The 17,626-nt window shown below is 53.9% G+C and carries 12 protein-coding genes; 2 read left to right on the forward strand and 10 right to left on the reverse strand.

All coding sequences use genetic code 11. The annotated features are described in order from the left end of the window. Nucleotides 1-652: 652 nt before the first annotated feature. The 6 genes from glgP to asd form a co-directional block, all read right to left on the reverse strand. Entirely contained in the window at nucleotides 653-3,100 is a 2,448-nt protein-coding gene (gene glgP, locus EL29_RS16740) for a glycogen phosphorylase (RefSeq protein WP_013027535.1), read from the reverse strand. A gap of 18 nt (nucleotides 3,101-3,118) precedes the next feature. Further along, nucleotides 3,119-4,552, reverse strand: coding sequence for a glycogen synthase GlgA (glgA, locus tag EL29_RS16745; RefSeq protein ID WP_014604840.1), 1,434 nt, complete (start codon nucleotides 4,550-4,552; stop codon nucleotides 3,119-3,121). A gap of 63 nt (nucleotides 4,553-4,615) precedes the next feature. Next, the gene (glgC, locus tag EL29_RS16750; RefSeq protein WP_014604839.1) at nucleotides 4,616-5,908 is read right to left on the reverse strand and encodes a glucose-1-phosphate adenylyltransferase; all 1,293 of its coding nucleotides are present in this window, start codon (nucleotides 5,906-5,908) and stop codon (nucleotides 4,616-4,618) included. 13 nt (nucleotides 5,909-5,921) lie between these two features. After that, the gene (glgX, locus tag EL29_RS16755; protein WP_235193337.1) at nucleotides 5,922-7,901 is read right to left on the reverse strand and encodes a glycogen debranching protein GlgX; all 1,980 of its coding nucleotides are present in this window, start codon (nucleotides 7,899-7,901) and stop codon (nucleotides 5,922-5,924) included. Continuing rightward, nucleotides 7,898-10,081: a 1,4-alpha-glucan branching enzyme gene (gene glgB / locus EL29_RS16760; RefSeq protein ID WP_028715884.1), complete on the reverse strand. Its 2,184-nt coding sequence runs from the start codon at nucleotides 10,079-10,081 to the stop codon at nucleotides 7,898-7,900. The genes glgX and glgB overlap by 4 nt, the downstream gene beginning before the upstream one ends. Before the next feature lie 890 nt (nucleotides 10,082-10,971). Next, nucleotides 10,972-12,081: an aspartate-semialdehyde dehydrogenase gene (gene asd / locus EL29_RS16765; RefSeq protein WP_013027540.1), complete on the reverse strand. Its 1,110-nt coding sequence runs from the start codon at nucleotides 12,079-12,081 to the stop codon at nucleotides 10,972-10,974. A 219-nt stretch (nucleotides 12,082-12,300) separates the two neighbouring features. Between asd and EL29_RS16770 the strand changes: the two genes are divergently transcribed. Further along, complete coding sequence (locus EL29_RS16770; protein ID WP_006121032.1) at nucleotides 12,301-12,894, forward strand: YhgN family NAAT transporter; 594 nt, start codon at nucleotides 12,301-12,303, stop codon at nucleotides 12,892-12,894. A gap of 44 nt (nucleotides 12,895-12,938) precedes the next feature. Here EL29_RS16770 and gntU read toward each other — a convergent pair whose 3' ends face one another. The 4 genes from gntU to EL29_RS16790 all read right to left on the reverse strand — a co-directional run bounded on the left by gntU (nucleotide 12,939) and on the right by EL29_RS16790 (nucleotide 16,751). Continuing rightward, complete coding sequence (gntU, locus tag EL29_RS16775) at nucleotides 12,939-14,279, reverse strand: gluconate transporter (RefSeq protein ID WP_028715885.1); 1,341 nt, start codon at nucleotides 14,277-14,279, stop codon at nucleotides 12,939-12,941. Between the two features lie 3 nt (nucleotides 14,280-14,282). Further along, nucleotides 14,283-14,819: a gluconokinase gene (gntK, locus tag EL29_RS16780; protein ID WP_014604836.1), complete on the reverse strand. Its 537-nt coding sequence runs from the start codon at nucleotides 14,817-14,819 to the stop codon at nucleotides 14,283-14,285. Nucleotides 14,820-14,960: 141 nt separating this feature from the next. Then, a complete protein-coding gene (gene gntR / locus EL29_RS16785) occupies nucleotides 14,961-15,956 on the reverse strand; it encodes a gluconate operon transcriptional repressor GntR (protein WP_013027543.1) in 996 nt (331 codons plus the stop codon). A 99-nt stretch (nucleotides 15,957-16,055) separates the two neighbouring features. Beyond that, nucleotides 16,056-16,751, reverse strand: a complete 696-nt coding sequence (locus EL29_RS16790; RefSeq protein ID WP_014594800.1) for a pirin family protein — start codon at nucleotides 16,749-16,751, stop codon at nucleotides 16,056-16,058. Between the two features lie 362 nt (nucleotides 16,752-17,113). On the opposite strand from EL29_RS16790, the gene EL29_RS16795 reads away from it, so the two are divergent. Next, a complete protein-coding gene (locus EL29_RS16795) occupies nucleotides 17,114-17,608 on the forward strand; it encodes a GNAT family N-acetyltransferase (RefSeq protein WP_028715886.1) in 495 nt (164 codons plus the stop codon). Nucleotides 17,609-17,626 lie beyond the last annotated feature (18 nt).

A 17,626-nucleotide genomic window follows, 5' to 3' on the forward strand; every position in this document is an offset into this window, starting at 1 on the left:
CTGCCGGACCGCCAGGACGCGCCGTCCCTGGCGCGGCCTGACTTTCGCCGACGTCCTGTCGGCTCATCCGGAAATCCTGCATCCGCTCAGCGGGACGGGAAGGCCGGCCCAACTCCCCCGCTTTGATAACTGTGTGAAAACCAACGCCTGTATCGCTTCAGATGTCAGAAAACATCGCTTCAGATGCCAGAAAAGCATCACAGCTTATTGCTGTTCATTTTTTCATTTTCGTCAGGCCTTCCTGTCTTCAGTTCTGATTGCGCATGTTAATAACAGGCAAAGCAGGCCTTTGGGAAAAATACACGCCCTCACAGGCGAGGGTTTGCTCGAGGCATCCGCCGCGCTGAGGAGAGAACGAAGGCCAGGACGGCGCGGCACGGAAGCCGCGACGAGGACGGCTGCGCCAGGGACGGCGCATCCGGACGGTCCGTCAGGCCGCAGTGAATGACGAAGGTACAGCGGCGGCTGCCGGACGCCGGGATTGTTAAGGGGCTGGCGCAAGCCCCTTAACCCGACCGCCTGCACGGACAGGCTGAAACTCCCCGGTGCCTGGCGGGCGGAACCTGCTCAATGCAAGACCGTGCCCCCACACCTGCCAGGTGCACAACCGTTGCGGGGGGAACCTGCTCAGAGCAGAAACGTTACCGCCAAACTACAACCTTACCGGCGAAATATTCCAAATCTCATCCGCATATTCCTGAATCGTACGGTCAGACGAGAAATAGCCCATGCCAGCAATGTTCATAGCCGCCCGGTGCTGCCAGACATCCGGCTGGCGATACAGTTCATCAACCTTATCCTGCGTATCCACATAGCTGCGGTAATCTGCCAACAGCTGATAGTGATCGCCGAAGTTGACCAGCAGGTCGAACAGATTACGGTAACGGCCGGGATCCTGCGGACTAAAGACGCCTGAGGCCAACTGAGTCAGCACCTGATGCAACTCTGCATCTTCTTCATAGTATTTACGCGGGTTATAACCTGCTTTACGCAAGGCTTCGACCTGCGGCGTTGTGTTACCAAAAATGAAGATGTTCTCTTTACCCACATGCTCCAGCATTTCAACGTTGGCCCCGTCCAGCGTGCCGATAGTCAACGCGCCGTTGAGCGCAAATTTCATATTACTGGTACCCGATGCTTCGGTACCTGCCGTTGAAATCTGCTCAGAGAGATCGGCAGCAGGAATAATAATCTGCGCCAGACTCACGCTGTAGTTAGGAATAAATACGACCTTGAGTTTGTTTTTAACCTGAGGATCGTTGTTGATGACCTTAGCCACATCGTTAATCAGATGAATAATGTGCTTGGCAACGTAGTAAGCGGACGCGGCTTTACCTGCAAAAATGTTAACACGCGGCACCCACTCGGCGTCCGGATCGGCTTTGATGCGGTTGTAACGCGTAATCACGTGCAAAACGTTAAGCAACTGGCGCTTGTACTCATGGATGCGCTTAATCTGTACGTCAAACAGCGCGTTAGGATCGATAACGACATCCAGATTCTTCGCCACCCAGATCGCCAGACGTTTTTTGTTTTCCAGCTTGGCTTCGGCCACTTTCTCAATAAACGCAGGATAATCAACACAGCTTTTGAGTTCACTGAGCTGGCTTAGATCGGTGCGCCAGTTACGGCCAATTTGTTCGTCCAGTAATTCTGACAGTGGCGGATTAGCCAGCGCCAGCCAGCGACGTGGCGTTACGCCGTTGGTTTTGTTACAGAATCGGCCTGGGAACAGCCGCGAGAAATCGGCAAACAGGGACTGAACCATCAGGTTCGAGTGCAGTTCAGAAACGCCGTTAACCTTATGACTGACAACAACAGCCAGCCAGGCCATACGTACCCGACGCCCGTCGTTCTCGTCGATGATCGAAATACGCGACAGCAGATCCCAGTCGTCTGGATAGTATTCCTGAATAGTTTTAAGGAAAAAGTCGTTGATTTCAAAGATGATGCTCAGATGACGCGGCAGGATCTTACCGATCATATCTACCGGCCAGGTTTCCAGGGCTTCAGTCATTAACGTGTGGTTGGTGTAAGAGAACACCTGGCAGCACACATCAAACGCATCATCCCAGGTGAATTTATGCTCATCAATCAACAACCGCATCAGCTCAGGAATCGCTAACACCGGATGTGTGTCATTAAGGTGAATGGCGATTTTATCAGCCAGATTGTTCCAGGTGCGGTGCATCATCCAGTGGCGATTCAGGATATCCTGCACGGTAGCTGACACCAGGAAGTACTCCTGACGCAAACGAAGCTCACGCCCGGAATAGGTCGAGTCATCGGGATAAAGCACGCGCGACACGTTTTCTGAGTGGTTTTTATCTTCCACAGCCGCAAAATAGTCACCCTGGTTGAATTTACCCAGGTTGATTTCGTTACTGGCCTGCGCGCCCCACAAACGTAACGTATTGGTCGAGTCAGTGTCGTAGCCAGGGATAATTTGATCGTAGGCCATAGCGAGAATTTCTTCGGTTTCCAGCCAGCGCACTTTGGCACCTTCGTGCTGAACGCGGCCACCGAAGCGAACTTTATAACGGGTGTTGAAGCGCTGAAACTCCCACGGGTTACCGTATTCCAGCCAGTAATCCGGAGACTCTTTCTGCTCGCCGTCCACAATATTTTGTTTGAACATGCCGTAATCATAGCGGATGCCGTAGCCGCGTCCGGGCATGCCCAGCGTAGCCAGAGAATCCAGGAAGCAGGCGGCAAGACGGCCTAAACCCCCGTTGCCCAGGCCGGGATCGTTCTCTTCTTCCATGAGTTCGGCCAGATCGAGGCCCATTTCGTCCAGTGCCAGATTGAGATCGTCGTAGATCCCCATGGCCAGTAGCGCATTGCCCAACGTGCGGCCCATCAGGAATTCCATCGACAGGTAATAAACCTGACGCACATCCTGGGAAAGTTGAGCACGATTAGAACGCAGCCAGCGCTCTACCATGCGATCGCGCACGGCAAGCAACGCGGCGTTGAGCCATTCATGTTTGTTCGCAATCGAAGGGTCTTTACCAATGGTGAACATCAGTTTGTAAGCGATTGAGTGCTTTAAGGCATCAACCGTCAACGTAGGTGAAGCGTAAGTGAATGGTGTATTCATTTTCTGTTTCCCAATCCGTTACAACAAACGTTGGTAAAGATCGCGGTAGGCTTGAGCGGCAACCTGCCAGCTAAAGTCCATTCCCATCGCCTGACGCTGCACATAACGCCACAGTGAAGGACGAGACCACAACACAAAAGCACGACGAATGGCCCTTAATAAGGACCAGGCATTACTGTCTTCGAAACTGAACCCACTGGCAATGCCATCCGCTAAATTTTCTAGCGAACTGTCGTTGACCGTATCCGCCAGCCCGCCCGTGCGGCGGACCAGTGGCAGCGTGCCGTATTTCAGTCCATAGAGCTGTGTCAGGCCGCAAGGCTCAAAACGGCTCGGTACCATAATGACATCGGCCCCACCAACGATGCGATGCGAGAATGCCTCGTGGTAGCCAATCTGCACGCCCACGCTGCCGGGATGTTCGGCGGCGGCGGCCAGAAAGCCCTGCTGCAGCTCAGCATCACCCTGTCCTAACAGCACCAGCTGTCCGCCCTGCGCCAGTAAACCCGGCAGCGCTTCCAGCACCAGATCCAGCCCTTTTTGCCGGGTCAGGCGGCTGATCACGGCAAACACCGGTGCTTTATCGTCAACCTTCAGTCCCATCGCAACCTGCAGCTGGCGCTTGTTTTCCGCTTTAGCTTCCAGCGTATCCCGGTTGTAGCGGGAGCTCAGCAACAGATCGTGAGAAGGATCCCAAATAGCCGGGTCCACGCCGTTCAGAACGCCGCTCAGGCGACCTTCACGCATACGCTGTGCCAGCAACGTTTCCATGCCATAGCCGTACTCTGGCGTCGTAATTTCACGCGCGTAAGTTGGGCTGACTGCCGTCACGTGGTCGGCGTAGAACAAGCCGGCCTTCAGGTAAGAGATCTGGCCAAAGAACTCCAGACCAAACATGTTAAAAAACGATTGTGGCAGCTGAATCTGATCCAAATGGTGCGCCGAAAAAAGCCCCTGATAAGCCAGGTTATGCACGGTGAAGACAGACTTAGCCGGACGGCCACGCGCCTCCAGATAAGCACACGTCAGACCCGCATGCCAGTCGTGTGCATGAACAATATCCGGTCGCCAGTAGCTATCCAGCCCGCAGCCTAACTCACAGCCCATCCACCCCAGTAAAGCAAAGCGCAAATAGTTGTCGACGTAGGCAAACTGCGATTCATCATGATAAGGACTGCCCGGCCGATCGTAGAGATCGGGAGCGTCGATAAGATAGATACCTACCCCATCGAATCGCCCAAAAAGCAGGCGCACCGGACCGGCAAAGGTTTGCAGTTCCGCAACCACCTGCGTATCGGGTATTCCTTTACGTAATGCAGGAAACGCGGGTAACAACACACGCGTATCTGTTCCACCCGCAATTTGTGCCTGAGGTAATGCTCCGACTACATCAGCCAGCCCGCCCGTTTTCAGCAGCGGGAAAAGTTCTGAACAGACATGTAAAACCTGCATCCTCGACCTCATTAAGTTACCAGGCACGATCCTCGTGCCGATGGGTTGTGTGCCGCTTGTCGTTTATGATCCCGCGCTATTTAGTTTGGCCAGCATGGCGCGCGTAACCAGTACAATGCCTTCTTCTGAACGGAAAAACCGGCGGCTGTCTTCATCAGGGTTTTCACCAATCACCATCCCTTCTGGCAGCACACAGGCGCGGTCAATGACGCAGCGGCGCAGACGACAGGATCGGCCGACTACCACATCAGGTAGCAGTACCGTTGAATCGATATTGCAAAATGAGTTCACCCGCACGCGGGAAAACATGACCGAATTCACCACCACCGATCCCGAGATAATGCAGCCACCGGAGACCAGTGAGTTCATCGTCATACCATGGCTGCCGGAACGGTCCTGAACAAACTTTGCCGGTGGCAAAGGTTCCATGTGCGTCCGAATCGGCCAGGTGCTGTCGTACATGTCCAGCTCGGGTGTAACAGAGGCTAAATCAAGGTTGGCGCGCCAGTAGGCTTCCAGCGTACCCACATCCCGCCAGTAAGGCGGTGCCTCGTGATCGTTTTGCACACAAGAGATCGCAAACGAATGGGCGTAGCCCTCTCCACTCGCGACCACTTTTGGCAGAATATCTTTGCCGAAATCGTGGCTTGAACCCGCTTCATGCAGGTCGGCTTCCAGCAAGCCATAGAGGTATTCGGCGTCGAAGACATAAATTCCCATACTGGCCAGCGATTTGGTGTCATCGCCCGGCATTGTCGGTGGCTTCGGCGGCTTCTCTACGAAATCGATTACTTTATTGTTTTCGTCGACGGCCATCACACCAAATGCGGTCGCCTCATGCACCGGCACGGGCAGACAGGCGATGGTGCATCGCGCATCGTTCAGCACGTGGTCCAGCAACATCCTTGAGTAATCCATCTTATAGATATGATCACCGGCCAGGATGACGACGTACTGCGCGCCATAGCGTCGGATAACGTCAAGGTTCTGTGTTACTGCATCCGCTGTTCCGCGATACCATTGCTCCGTCGAGAAGCGCTGCTGCGCAGGTAGCAGGTCAACAAATTCATTCATCTCTTCGTTGAAGATAGACCAACCACGCTGAATATGTTGAGTTAACGTATGAGACTGGTATTGCGTAATGACCCCAATGCGGCGAATCCCTGAGTTCACACAGTTGGAAAGTGCAAAGTCGATAATGCGGAATTTGCCACCAAAGTGAACGGCGGGCTTGGCACGCTTAGCGGTAAGATCGACCAGACGCGTACCGCGTCCACCAGCCAGTACAAGGGCAACGGTTTGTGTAGGGAGCTGGCGCGCCAGCATGAGATGTTCTGCTCTTTCTAATTTGACCATGTCTGACTCCTTATCATTGCTTTTGGAACACACACACAGCGTGTGCGGGACCATGCCAGACAGTTAACCGGATGGGGTGACATTCCCCGGTGAAAGGAGGAAGGACGTGCCATTCTCCGTCTGGTAAGGCGATATCACATATCGAATCTGTCGCATTTATTGTTATTAACCAGCGGTCTGAAAGCAGAATCTGCAGGCTACACATGCCCTGCTTCCAGCCAGCTTCATCTACGGGATTACCCTGGGCGTCCAGCCACTGAACATTGCCGTCATCGTTCTGCCACCAGCGATCTGCTGTGAGTGCAGGAATTCGCTTGCGCAGTTGAATCAGCGACGCCGTAAAATCGACCAGCGCTTTTTCGTCATCGTGCCAGTTGAGCCAGCTCAGAGGATTGTCCTGGCAATACGCATTGTTATTGCCCTGCTGACTTTGACCCCGTTCGTCTCCCGCCAGCAGCATGGGCGTTCCCTGAGAAAGCAGCAGCGTGGTCAGCAGCCCTTGCATGCTGCGGCGCCGACGCTGCGCCACCTCCGCACTGCTCTCCAGACCTTCTGTACCATGATTGTGGCTATAGTTGTTACCATGCCCGTCACGGTTTTCTTCACCGTTAACTTCGTTATGTTTATTGTTGAAACTCACGAGGTCGCGCAGGGTAAAACCATCGTGAGCGGTAATCAGATTGATGGTCGCGTGTGGCCTGCGATCGTCATGCTGAAAAAGGTCGCTTGACGCGGCAAACCGGCAGGCAAATTCCCCCAGGCTGACGTCACCATGCAGCCATGCGCGCCGGGTCGTATCGCGAAATTGATCGTTCCATTCTGCAAAGGGCGCAGGAAAATTGCCTACCTGATAACCGCCTGGACCGATATCCCAGGGCTCGGCGATCAGTTTGACTTTTGACAGTATCGGACAGGCGCGAATGGCCTCAAACAGAGCCGCATCGCGGTGATAATCCGGTTCGCGACCCAGCACCGGCGCAAGATCAAAGCGGAAACCATCGACGTGACAGACGCGCACCCAGTAGCGCAGCGCCTCCAGCGTCCAGTTCATTACCTGCGGATGGCTGAGGTTCAGGGTATTGCCGCAGCCGGTCCAGTTGTGATAATCGCCCTGTTCGTCCAGCCAGTAATAGCTGGCGTTATCAATGCCGCGAAAGGAAAGCGTCGGTCCGGTGTCATCCAGTTCCGCCGTGTGGTTAAACACCACATCCAGCAGCACCTCAATCCCGGCAGCGTGCAGACGCTTTACCGCCTGCTGAAACTCTTGCAGAGGAGACAGGCCATCCTGACCCGATGCATAGCGGGGATCGACAGCCCAGAGGGCAAAGGGGTTATAACCCCAGTAGTTAGTCAGTCCCAGGCGCAGCAGGCGAGGCTCGCTGGCGAACTGCGCAATGGGCAGGAGCTCAATGGCGGTGATGCCCATTTTCAGCAGGTAATCCACCATCACCGGATGGCCCAGAGCAGCATAGGTGCCGCGCAGGGGTTCGGGAATGCCGGGATGCAGCTGCGTCAGACCGCGGACATGCGCTTCGTAAATGACGCTATCGCCCCACGACGTGCGCGGCGGCACATCCCCTTGCCAGTCGAAATCGTCCGTCACGACAATGCTCTTGGGAGCGAGGGCGGCGTTATCACGACCATCAGGCTCGCCATACCCGCAGTGAAAGCGCGGATCGTCGGGGACATCGCCCTGCACTGCTCTGGCGCAGGGATCGATTAACAGTTTGGCAGGATTAAAAAAGTGCCCCTGCTGGGGCGCCCACGGCCCGTGTACCCGATAGCCATAACGCTGTCCGGGCTTGAGTCCGGGCAGATAGCCGTGCCAGATATCGCCGCTTCGCTCAGTGAGTTCAACGCGCTGCTCAAGGCCGTTCTCATCGAACAGGCACAGTTCAACACGCTCAGCGTGATGGGAAAACAGCGTAAAATTGACCCCTTTCCCATCGTAGCTGGCACCCAGCGGTTGGGGATGTCCGGCACGTAATATCATTCCCCCTCCCGCACGAACCATACCGTCGCCAGTGGCGGTAAATTCAGGCTCAGCGATTGCGGGCGGCCATGACTTTCCTGCTGATCGGTGTGCACCAGATGATTGCGCACGTCGCTGCCGTGGTATTCATGCTGGTCGGTATTAAGCACTTCGCGCCAGCTGCCCGCCTGGTTCACGCCGAAGCGATAGCCCGGACGCGGGACAGGGGTAAAGTTGCTGACAACAATCACTTCATTGCCATCACGGTCGCGACGTACAAACGCAAAGACGGAATGCTCTGCATCATCAACAACCAGCCACTCAAACCCCGCTGGATCGAAATCAAGCTGATGCAGGGAGGTGTAATGCTGATAGGTATGGTTCAGATCGCGCACCAGACGCTTAACGCCGTGATGCCAGTTGTCCTCACCTTCGAGCAGGTGCCAGTCAAGGCTGACATCGTGATTCCACTCTTTGCCCTGCGCAAATTCGTTGCCCATGAATAACAGCTTCTTACCCGGAAACGCCCACATCCAGCCGTAGTAGGCACGCAGGTTAGCGAATTTTTGCCAGGCATCTCCCGGCATGCGATCAAGAATAGAGCGTTTTCCGTGCACCACTTCATCGTGCGACAGCGGCAGGACGAAGTTTTCGCTGTAGTTGTACATGATGCCAAAGCTCATCAGATTATGATGGTAGCGGCGATGTACCGGGTCGAGTTTCATATAGTCCAGCGTGTCATGCATCCAGCCCAAGTTCCATTTGTACCAGAACCCCAGGCCGCCACCTTCAGGCGGTCGTGAAACACCAGGATAGTCTGTGGACTCTTCAGCCATCGTCACTGAACCTGGGGCGAAGTGTCCCAAAGTACGGTTGGTATAACGCAGGAAATTGATGGCTTCGAGATTTTCGCGACCACCGTATTGATTGGGGATCCACTCGCCTTCGGCGCGGCTGTAATCACGATAGATCATTGAAGCCACCGCATCGACACGCAGGCCATCAATACCGAAGCGCTCCATCCAGTACAGTGCATTGCCTGCCAGGAAGTTACTGACTTCCCGACGGCCAAAGTTGTAAATCAGTGTATTCCAGTCCTGATGGTAACCTTCACGCGGATCGCTGTGCTCATACAGTTCGGTGCCATCAAACTTCGCCAGACCAAAATCATCGCTCGGGAAATGGCCTGGCACCCAGTCCAGTAACACATTCAGCCCTGCGGCATGGGCGCTGTCGATAAAGTAGCGGAATTCATCACGGGTACCGAAACGGCGGGTGGGCGCGTACATACCGAGCGGCTGATAACCCCAACTGCCGTCAAACGGATGTTCGTTAATGGGCAGCAGCTCGATATGGGTAAACCCCATCTCTTTAACGTAAGGCACCAGCTGTTCAGCCAGCTCTTTGTAACTGAGCCAGAAGTTGTCATCAGTATGGCGACGCCACGATCCCAGATGCACTTCGTAGATAGAGATGGGTTTATCAAACTCATTTGCCGCTTTGCGTGAGGCCGACATCTCCACTTTTTCGGGCAGGCCGCAAATCATTGATGCGGTTTGCGGACGCATTTGTGCTTCAAATGCTAAAGGATCGGCCTTGATACGGAGCTGTCCATGGGCATCGATGATTTCAAATTTATAGAGTTGCCCGTTAACGGCGCCGGGAACAAACAGCTCCCAGACGCCCATTTCCTGACGCAGACGCATCGGATGACGACGGCCGTCCCAAAAGTTGAAATCACCGACAACCGATACGCGGCGTGCGTTAGGTGCCCAGACACAAAAACGCGTACCAATCACACCATCAATGACGTCGCCGTGGGCGCCCAGCGTTTCATAGGGCCGCAGGTGCGTGCCTTCTGCCAGCAGCCACAAGTCCATCTCTTGCAACAAAGGGCCAAAGCGGTAGGCATCATCAATGAGGTTCTGCTGGCCGTGCCAGTTAACCGCCAGTTGATAGCGAAACGGATTTTTACGACGAGGAACGACGCCACTGAAAAAACCACGAGAATCATCACACTTCAGTTGGACCAGTTTGCGTCCTGTTGAGGTTTCAATGACCCAGACTTCCAGGGCTTCCGGAAGCAGCGCACGCACTTCAAGACCATTTTCGGTTTTATGCATCCCCAGCAGTGAAAAGGGGTCGGAATAATTACCCGCAAAAAGGGCATTGATCGCCTGGCGATCGGGTAGCTCTGACATGACTTTCTTCCTGTGATAGTTGGCAGGCGAAAAGACCACGACGTCGTGTTATCGCAGGTCTGTTGCGCTGCTCTTCATTGAGCCATGAGTACAGCGGCGTGGGTGTCAAAACGAAACGCTCCTCACCACGCGCCTCCTTAAATCACAACCAGTTAGCATCAAGCCTGTCTGCTCAATGCAAAGCCCGTAGTACCGCCAGATGCCCATCCGGCAAGCCTCCAGACATTAAATAACTTTTACTTTCACGTGCAAGCCGGCCCTGGCTAAAAAAGGCAGTCATCACCTACATCATCTGATGTAAGAACGTTTTTAAGAGAGAACACCCGCCTTTTATTTTTGCGAACCGCCCCGCAAAAAATTAAATTATATTAATGTATAACAGATTCGCGTTTCATCTTATTTAATAAAAACCGGCCACTTTTCGCTAAGAGCCCGCCATTCCGCTTAAGCCGTTCTTTTTTTCGGAAAGACCGGCCGGGAGGAGGACGTTTTACCGCCCAGCTGCTGCACCGCGTATCTCAGGCGCCGCCGGGTTTTAGCGCAGAGCGAAGCCGCCAGCATCGCGGGTTAAGCGCTGCCAGTCAGATATGATTTATCCGCCTCATCGGTTTGATGGACATCGGTGAAAAACAGTGCCAGTACGTTCCTCGAAAAAATGTCTTTCCCATCTACAACAACCATTTAGTTAATAAAGTAAAACAGTTAACTCGCGGCGCACCCTTGTTAAATCATAGCTTGATGACAGCGGTTATAAGAGCAGATAAGCAAAAATTTATTTCTGGACAGGCAAAAAGGGGAAGCGGATCACTTAGCGATCGTAACAGTAGAACAATTTGCAGTGATTTATGGGAATAAGACCGGACAAGTCCGGTCTTTTGATGCTTTCAGATTTAGTCGATGAGCAAACGCAACATGCGACGCAGCGGCTCGGCAGCGCCCCAAAGAAGCTGATCGCCGACAGTAAAGGCAGAAAGATATTCTGGCCCCATATTCAACTTGCGAAGACGTCCTACCGGTGTATTCAGCGTACCGGTCACGGCGGCTGGGGTGAGTTCACGCAGGGTGAGTTCACGATCGTTAGGCACCACTTTCACCCATTCATTGTGGGAAGCCAGCAGTTGCTCAATTTCCGCCAGCGGCAGGTCTTTTTTAAGCTTCAGCGTAAAGGCCTGGCTGTGGCAGCGCAGCGCGCCCACGCGGACGCACAGCCCGTCAACCGGAATGACGCGCGGGGTCGCCAGAATTTTGTTCGTTTCGGCCTGACCTTTCCACTCTTCGCGGCTCTGACCGTTTTCGAGTTGCTTGTCGATCCACGGAATCAGGCTGCCCGCCAACGGCACGCCAAAGTTATCCGTTGGCAGCGTACCAGAGCGGGTGAAATCCGTTACGCTTCGCTCAATATCCAGAATCGCCGAAGCCGGGTTTTGCAGAGAAGTCGCCACGTGATCGTGCAACATGCCCATCTGCGTCAGCAGTTCGCGCATATGACGCGCGCCGCCGCCGGATGCCGCCTGATAGGTTGCCACTGAGGCCCATTCCACCAAATCCTGTGCAAACAGACCGCCTAGCGACATTAACATCAGGCTGACGGTGCAGTTACCGCCAACAAAGGTTTTTACGCCGCTGTCGATGCCCTGACGAATAACCTGATGGTTAACCGGATCGAGAATAATGATGGCATCGTCTTTCATACGCAGCGTTGACGCCGCATCGATCCAGTAGCCATTCCAGCCGCTGGCGCGCAGTTTTGGATAGATCTCAGAGGTGTAGTCACCGCCCTGACAGGTGATAATGATATCCAGCGCGTTCAACGCCTCAATATCAAAGGCATCCTGCAACGTACCCTGCTGCTTGCCTGCAAACGTCGGGGCCGCTTCACCGTGCTGCGAGGTGGAGAAGAAGACCGGATTGATCACATCAAAATCCCGTTCTTCGCTCATGCGGGACATCAGCACTGAGCCAACCATACCGCGCCAACCAACTAAACCTACATTCTTCATGTCATGTCCGTTTCAGGATGATAAACACCTGACTTTCTTATCGAAGGGAAAAGTGTCGTGGTACTCTCACGCCACTCTGCGTAATAATCAGATCTGCCTGTGATGATTTACTCTACAAAATGCAGCTTTTCTGGCAAGTGAATTAATGTAATCAGGCCAACTTTTTCAGCAACACCGCTAATAACCTGACTTTATCTATAACGAGAAGACGTAAAACGAATGACTGAAATGATCTCGGCAACAATATTATTGTTGTTAATAATGGATCCCTTAGGCAATTTGCCGATTTTTATGTCGGTTTTAAAGCATCTGGAACCGAAACGTCGGCGAGTCGTGCTTATTCGTGAAATGCTGATTGCGCTCATCATCATGTTGCTGTTTTTGTTTACCGGCGAGCGAATTCTGGCCTTTCTCAACCTGCGTACTGAAACCGTGTCCATATCTGGTGGCGTCATCCTGTTTTTAATCGCCATCAAAATGATTTTCCCGTCACCTGAAAGCAGTAGCACGGGCTTACCGGCGGGAGAAGAGCCTTTTCTGGTGCCGCTGGCGATTCCCCTGGTGGCAGGGCCGTCATTGCTGGCGACCCTGATGCTGCTGTCGCATCAGTATCCCAATCAAATGTCGCATCTGGTGGGTGCCCTGCTCATTGCCTGGGGCGTAACGGTCATGATTCTGCTGTTGTCAGGCCTGTTTCTTCGGCTGCTGGGCGATAAGGGCGTTAATGCGCTGGAACGTCTGATGGGATTGATACTGATTATGCTGGCAACGCAGATGTTCTTAGACGGGATTCGCGTGTATCTGAAGTTGTAACCATGGTCGATTGTAACCGGGCAGCCCTGCCCGGTTACAACGCATCAGGAAAGCAGCGTAAAGGCGATCATGCCGACTACGGCACCGACGGTGCCCAAAATGGTCTCCATCAATGTCCACGTCTTTAAGGTTTCCCCTTCCGTGGCGCCGGTAAATCGCCCAAACAACCAGAAACCTGCATCGTTAACATGGCTGATAATAATGGAACCGCCACCGATACAGATGGACAAGGCCGCCAGCTGCGCGCCGTTATAATGCAGTGGCTCAATCACAGGCATGATCAGTCCCACTGTCGTCAAACAGGCGACCGTGGCCGATCCCTGAATCACCCGGACCGCCCCAGACAGAATAAAACAGGCCAGCGCAACGGGCAGCCCGGCACCGGTCAGGGCATTTCCCAGCACAGGCCCTACGCCGGAATCGACCAGTACCTGTTTAAAGACGCCGCCTGCACCAATCACCAGCAAAATAATGCCCGCTGGCTGCAGTGCGCTGCCGCAAATCTGCATCACTTTCTCTTTTTCCATGCCCTGACGATAAGCCAGGCCGTAAATAGCCACCAGGCAGGCCAGCAGAATGGCGATAAAAGGATGGCCGATAAATTCCAGCCATTGATAAAGCGCGGTGCCTTCCGTGGTGAAGCGTGCGCCAATGGTTTTTAACCCGACCAGCACGAGAGGAAACAGGATTAATGCCAGGCTAAAACCAAAAGAGGGCAGCTTGTTTTCATCAATATCCGGCTGATGATCTTCAGGAGGCGCGCTGAACGAAACGCGTCTGGCGATATAATTACCAAACAGCGGCCCGGCAATCAGCATGCCCGGCAGCGCAGCGCACAGGCCGATTAAAATCATCCAGCCAAAATCTGCGTGCATCTGAGACGCCAGCAACATGGGCGCAGGCCCCGGCAGCAGAAAGGCCGCGGCGGCGGCCACTCCGGCAAACAGCGGTATCACCAGCTTCACCAGATTATCCCCCGTGCGTCGGGCGACGGCGAAAGCAATGCTGATAAGCAGTACCACGGCAACTTCAAAGAAGAGCGGTAAGGCGCAGATTAGCCCGGCGATTCCCATGGCAAAGTGGGCGCGGTTTTCGCCAAAGGTCTTGAGCATGCGAACCGCAATTTGGTCAACGGCACCGGTTTCATGCAGGATCTTGCCGAACATCGCGCCCAGCGCCACCACAATTGCCAGAAAGCCCAGCGTGCCGCCCATGCCTTTCTGCATGGTTTCGGCGATGTTATCCAGTGGCATACCGGATAACAGCCCGGCTCCGACTGAAACCAGCATCAAGGCAAGAAAGGCATGCATGCGGGCTTTCATCACCAGAAAGAGCAGCAGCAGGACAGAGCCTGCTGCGGTTAAAATAAGTGTTGCGGTATTCATGGCCTAGCCTTGATTAATGGCGTCCTTGATGGTCGCAACCGTCGCCGCCACAACCTCATCCAGCGGGTTCGCGATATCCACGACCAGCACATCTTTTTCATCACTGCCCGGCTCTTCCAGGGTGGCAAACTGCGTCACCAGCATTTGCGGCTTGAAGAAGTGGCCTTTACGCGCCTTCAGACGGGCTTCGATGGTATCGAAATCCCCTTTCAGATACACAAAACGCAGGTTGTCATTGCCCTGACGAAGAATGTCGCGGTAATGCTTTTTCAGGGCTGAACAGACGATGATGGAAATGGCCTGGGTGCGTTGCATCGCGAAAGCCGCGTCGTTCAGAGCCTGTAACCAGGGCAGACGATCGTTATCATCCAGTGGATGGCCTTCTGCCATTTTCAGGATATTGGCACGCGGATGAAGAAAATCACCGTCGAGAAACGCGGTGTTCAACTGGTGAGAAACCTGGTTAGCGACAACGGATTTACCGCTGCCTGAAACACCCATCAGAATAAAAACGTGATGTGGCGAAGATTGCGTGGTCATTTTTTACTCCGGCAAGTTCAGTCAGTCTGCCATGTTACCGATAACAATGGTGGAGCACATTGTCCTGGTGGCATTACATGCTGGCAACCTTTTTACATCCCAAAGCGTTAAAGTGTGAGCTGCTTCATAAAATCGCGTTAATCAGATACTGCCACCTTCCAGAATCTCAAAACCGATATCCAGAGGTGGTGTAACGCTGTGTTCCCCGGCGATACGCGCCAGTAATAATGCAGCAGACTCACGTCCCATTCGGTCGCGCGGGGTGAGTACCGTTGCCAGCTGCGGCGTGACAACCTGGCTAATATCATGGCCGTGGAAACCGGCAATCGCCATTTGGGAAGGCACCTTGAGTCCCTGTCGCTGACACTCAAACATCGCGCCGACCGCCAGATCGTCATTGGTACAGAACAGGCTGTCTGTCTGAGGATAACGGCGCTGCGCTTCACGCAGCAGATCGCCGCCTGCGCTAAACGAGGAGGCTTCTTCCATCATCACGCTGCGCGGCGTTAATCCGGCCTCGCGCATGGCGGCTTCATAACCGCGCTGTTTTTGCAGCGTTCGCTCATCCAGACGCGCGCCCAGATAAACGGTATGACGATGACCTTTATTGATGATTGCCAGCGTCATCTGCCGGGCCGCCTCGACATTGTCAAAGCCGACCGCCATATCAAGACAAGGGGTAACGCTGTCCATCATTTCAATGACCGGAATCCCCGCCACTTCCAGCATGCGCAACGTGCCGGGCGTGTGGGTGCGCTCCGTCAGGATAACGCCGTCGATGTTCCAGCCCAGCAACGACCGTAGCTGACGCTCTTCTTTTTCCGGGTTATAGCCAAAGTGCGCCACCAGCGTCTGATAACCGGCCTCATCGGTGACGGCTTCAATGCCACGCAGTACGTCGGCAAAAACCTGATTGGTCAGGGAAGGCAGCAACACGCCAATGGCGCGGCTGGTCGCATTCGACAGCATATCCGGGGCACGATTCGGTATGTATCCCAGTTCATCCAGCGCCACGGCAATCTTTTTCCCCAGCGCAACGGACACCTGCTCGGGATTACGCAGATAACGACTGACAGTCATTTTGGTGATACCGATACGATCGGCAACGTCCTGTAAAACCGGTCTTTTCTTCTTCATCGTAAGCGCCTGGATAGCCCTGAAAGCAAGTTACGACGAGTCTATCACTTTTTTGCAGCCAGATTGCCAGTGGGGCGAGATATGCCCGCCCCAACAGGCTTATACCGGCGGCAGATCAAACAGCAGGACTTCCGCGGCGCTGTCTGCTTCGAGCACCAGGCTGCTTTCGTCCCAGATGGCAAAAGCATCGCTGTTTGTCGCTGGCTGACCGTTTACCTTGACCTGGCCCTTCACCACCTGGATCCAGATACGGCGGCCCGCGTCGGGTACCACGCTGTCGCTGTCGCCCGCCGCAAATACCCAGCGCGACAACGTCATGTCCTGCCAGACTTTGAGCGATCCGTCACGGGCATCAGGCGTCAGAATATACTGGCGTCCCTGTACGTCGGGAAAACGGCGCTGAGCGTAGCGCGGCTCTATCCCTGTGCTTTCTGGAATAATCCAGATTTGGTAGAGGTGCAGGGGTTCGGTTTGGCTGGCGTTATATTCTGAATGACGCACGCCCGTACCGGCACTCATAATCTGGAATTCGCCTGCCGGTATCTGTTCTTTATTCCCCATGCTGTCCTGATGTTCAACGGTACCTGACAGCACATAGGTCAGAATTTCCATGTCTTTATGGGGATGCGTACCAAAGCCCTGACCCGGATCGATCACGTCTTCGTTAATGACGCGTAACGCCGAAAAGCCCATAAAATTGGCATCGTAATAGTTGGCAAAGGAAAAGGTATGCCAGCTGTCCAGCCAACCGTGATTCGCGTGACCGCGTTCTTCAGCTTTACGTAAATAGATCATGTTCAAATCTCCTCACTGTTTTTTATAGTGTGGTATCCGGCGTAAAAGATTGATAGCTGAAAAACTTCACCTCTCTGTTCAAAAATTATGAACATTAAATCACGGGTTGTTGAAAGGGGCTGAAGGAGGCCTGGCGGGAAGAGGTAGCAAAAAAAAGCCAGCACCCGGCTGGCTAAATAATACTGGAAGCAATGTGAGCAATGTCGTGCGTTCTACCGTGTCGATGACACGCGAGAAAGCATGACAATAATAATCATTATCATTCGCATCTGTAAAGTCTTTTTGCACATTCTTTTATTGACGTCATGCGTAAATACCTTGAAGTTGAAAGGGTTATCACCCTGCCAACAAGGATAAGCGCTATGAACACGGTAACCATTCGTCATGCTATCCCTTCTGACGCATCCGCATTAACGCGTCTTTACAGCCAGCCCGAAACGCAGGCGGCTACCCTGCACCTGCCTTATCCTTCCCCCTCGCTGTGGGAGCAGAAACTCGCCAACCCGCGCGCGGGCGTTTATATGCTCGTTGCCTGTCTCGGTGAGCAGGTCGTTGGGCAACTTACGCTTGAGGGAATGACGGCCGCACGGCGATGGCATTGTGCCAGCCTGGGGATGGGCGTCGATCCGGCGTTTCATCGTCGCGGGATTGGCAGCGCCCTGATGGCCGCGATGATCGATCTCTGCGACAACTGGCTACAGGTTACGCGCATTGAACTCACGGTGTTTGCCGACAATGACAACGCGATAGCGCTGTATCACAAGTTCGGCTTCCGAATTGAAGGCACCGCGCAAGGCTTCGCCATGCGTGAGGGTGCCTTGATCGATACACATTATATGGCGAGGCTGAAAACATAAGATTACGGGCAGCCAAAG

The organism is Pantoea ananatis LMG 2665 (assembly GCF_000710035.2).
GTDB classification, from domain to species: Bacteria; Pseudomonadota; Gammaproteobacteria; order Enterobacterales; family Enterobacteriaceae; genus Pantoea; species Pantoea ananatis.

Excerpts from the sequence above, each read along its gene's own strand:
- glgP (WP_013027535.1), bottom strand. The coding sequence starts at position 3,100 with ATGAATACACCATTCACTTACGCTTCACCTACGTTGACGGTTGATGCC.
- glgA (WP_014604840.1), bottom strand. The coding sequence starts at position 4,552 with ATGCAGGTTTTACATGTCTGTTCAGAACTTTTCCCGCTGCTGAAAACG.
- EL29_RS16770 (WP_006121032.1), top strand. The coding sequence starts at position 12,301 with ATGACTGAAATGATCTCGGCAACAATATTATTGTTGTTAATAATGGAT.
- glgX (WP_235193337.1), bottom strand. The coding sequence starts at position 7,901 with ATGATATTACGTGCCGGACATCCCCAACCGCTGGGTGCCAGCTACGAT.
- glgB (WP_028715884.1), bottom strand. The coding sequence starts at position 10,081 with ATGTCAGAGCTACCCGATCGCCAGGCGATCAATGCCCTTTTTGCGGGT.
- glgC (WP_014604839.1), bottom strand. The coding sequence starts at position 5,908 with ATGGTCAAATTAGAAAGAGCAGAACATCTCATGCTGGCGCGCCAGCTC.
- EL29_RS16795 (WP_028715886.1), top strand. The coding sequence starts at position 17,114 with ATGAACACGGTAACCATTCGTCATGCTATCCCTTCTGACGCATCCGCA.
- asd (WP_013027540.1), bottom strand. The coding sequence starts at position 12,081 with ATGAAGAATGTAGGTTTAGTTGGTTGGCGCGGTATGGTTGGCTCAGTG.
- gntU (WP_028715885.1), bottom strand. The coding sequence starts at position 14,279 with ATGAATACCGCAACACTTATTTTAACCGCAGCAGGCTCTGTCCTGCTG.
- gntR (WP_013027543.1), bottom strand. The coding sequence starts at position 15,956 with ATGAAGAAGAAAAGACCGGTTTTACAGGACGTTGCCGATCGTATCGGT.
- gntK (WP_014604836.1), bottom strand. The coding sequence starts at position 14,819 with ATGACCACGCAATCTTCGCCACATCACGTTTTTATTCTGATGGGTGTT.
- EL29_RS16790 (WP_014594800.1), bottom strand. The coding sequence starts at position 16,751 with ATGATCTATTTACGTAAAGCTGAAGAACGCGGTCACGCGAATCACGGT.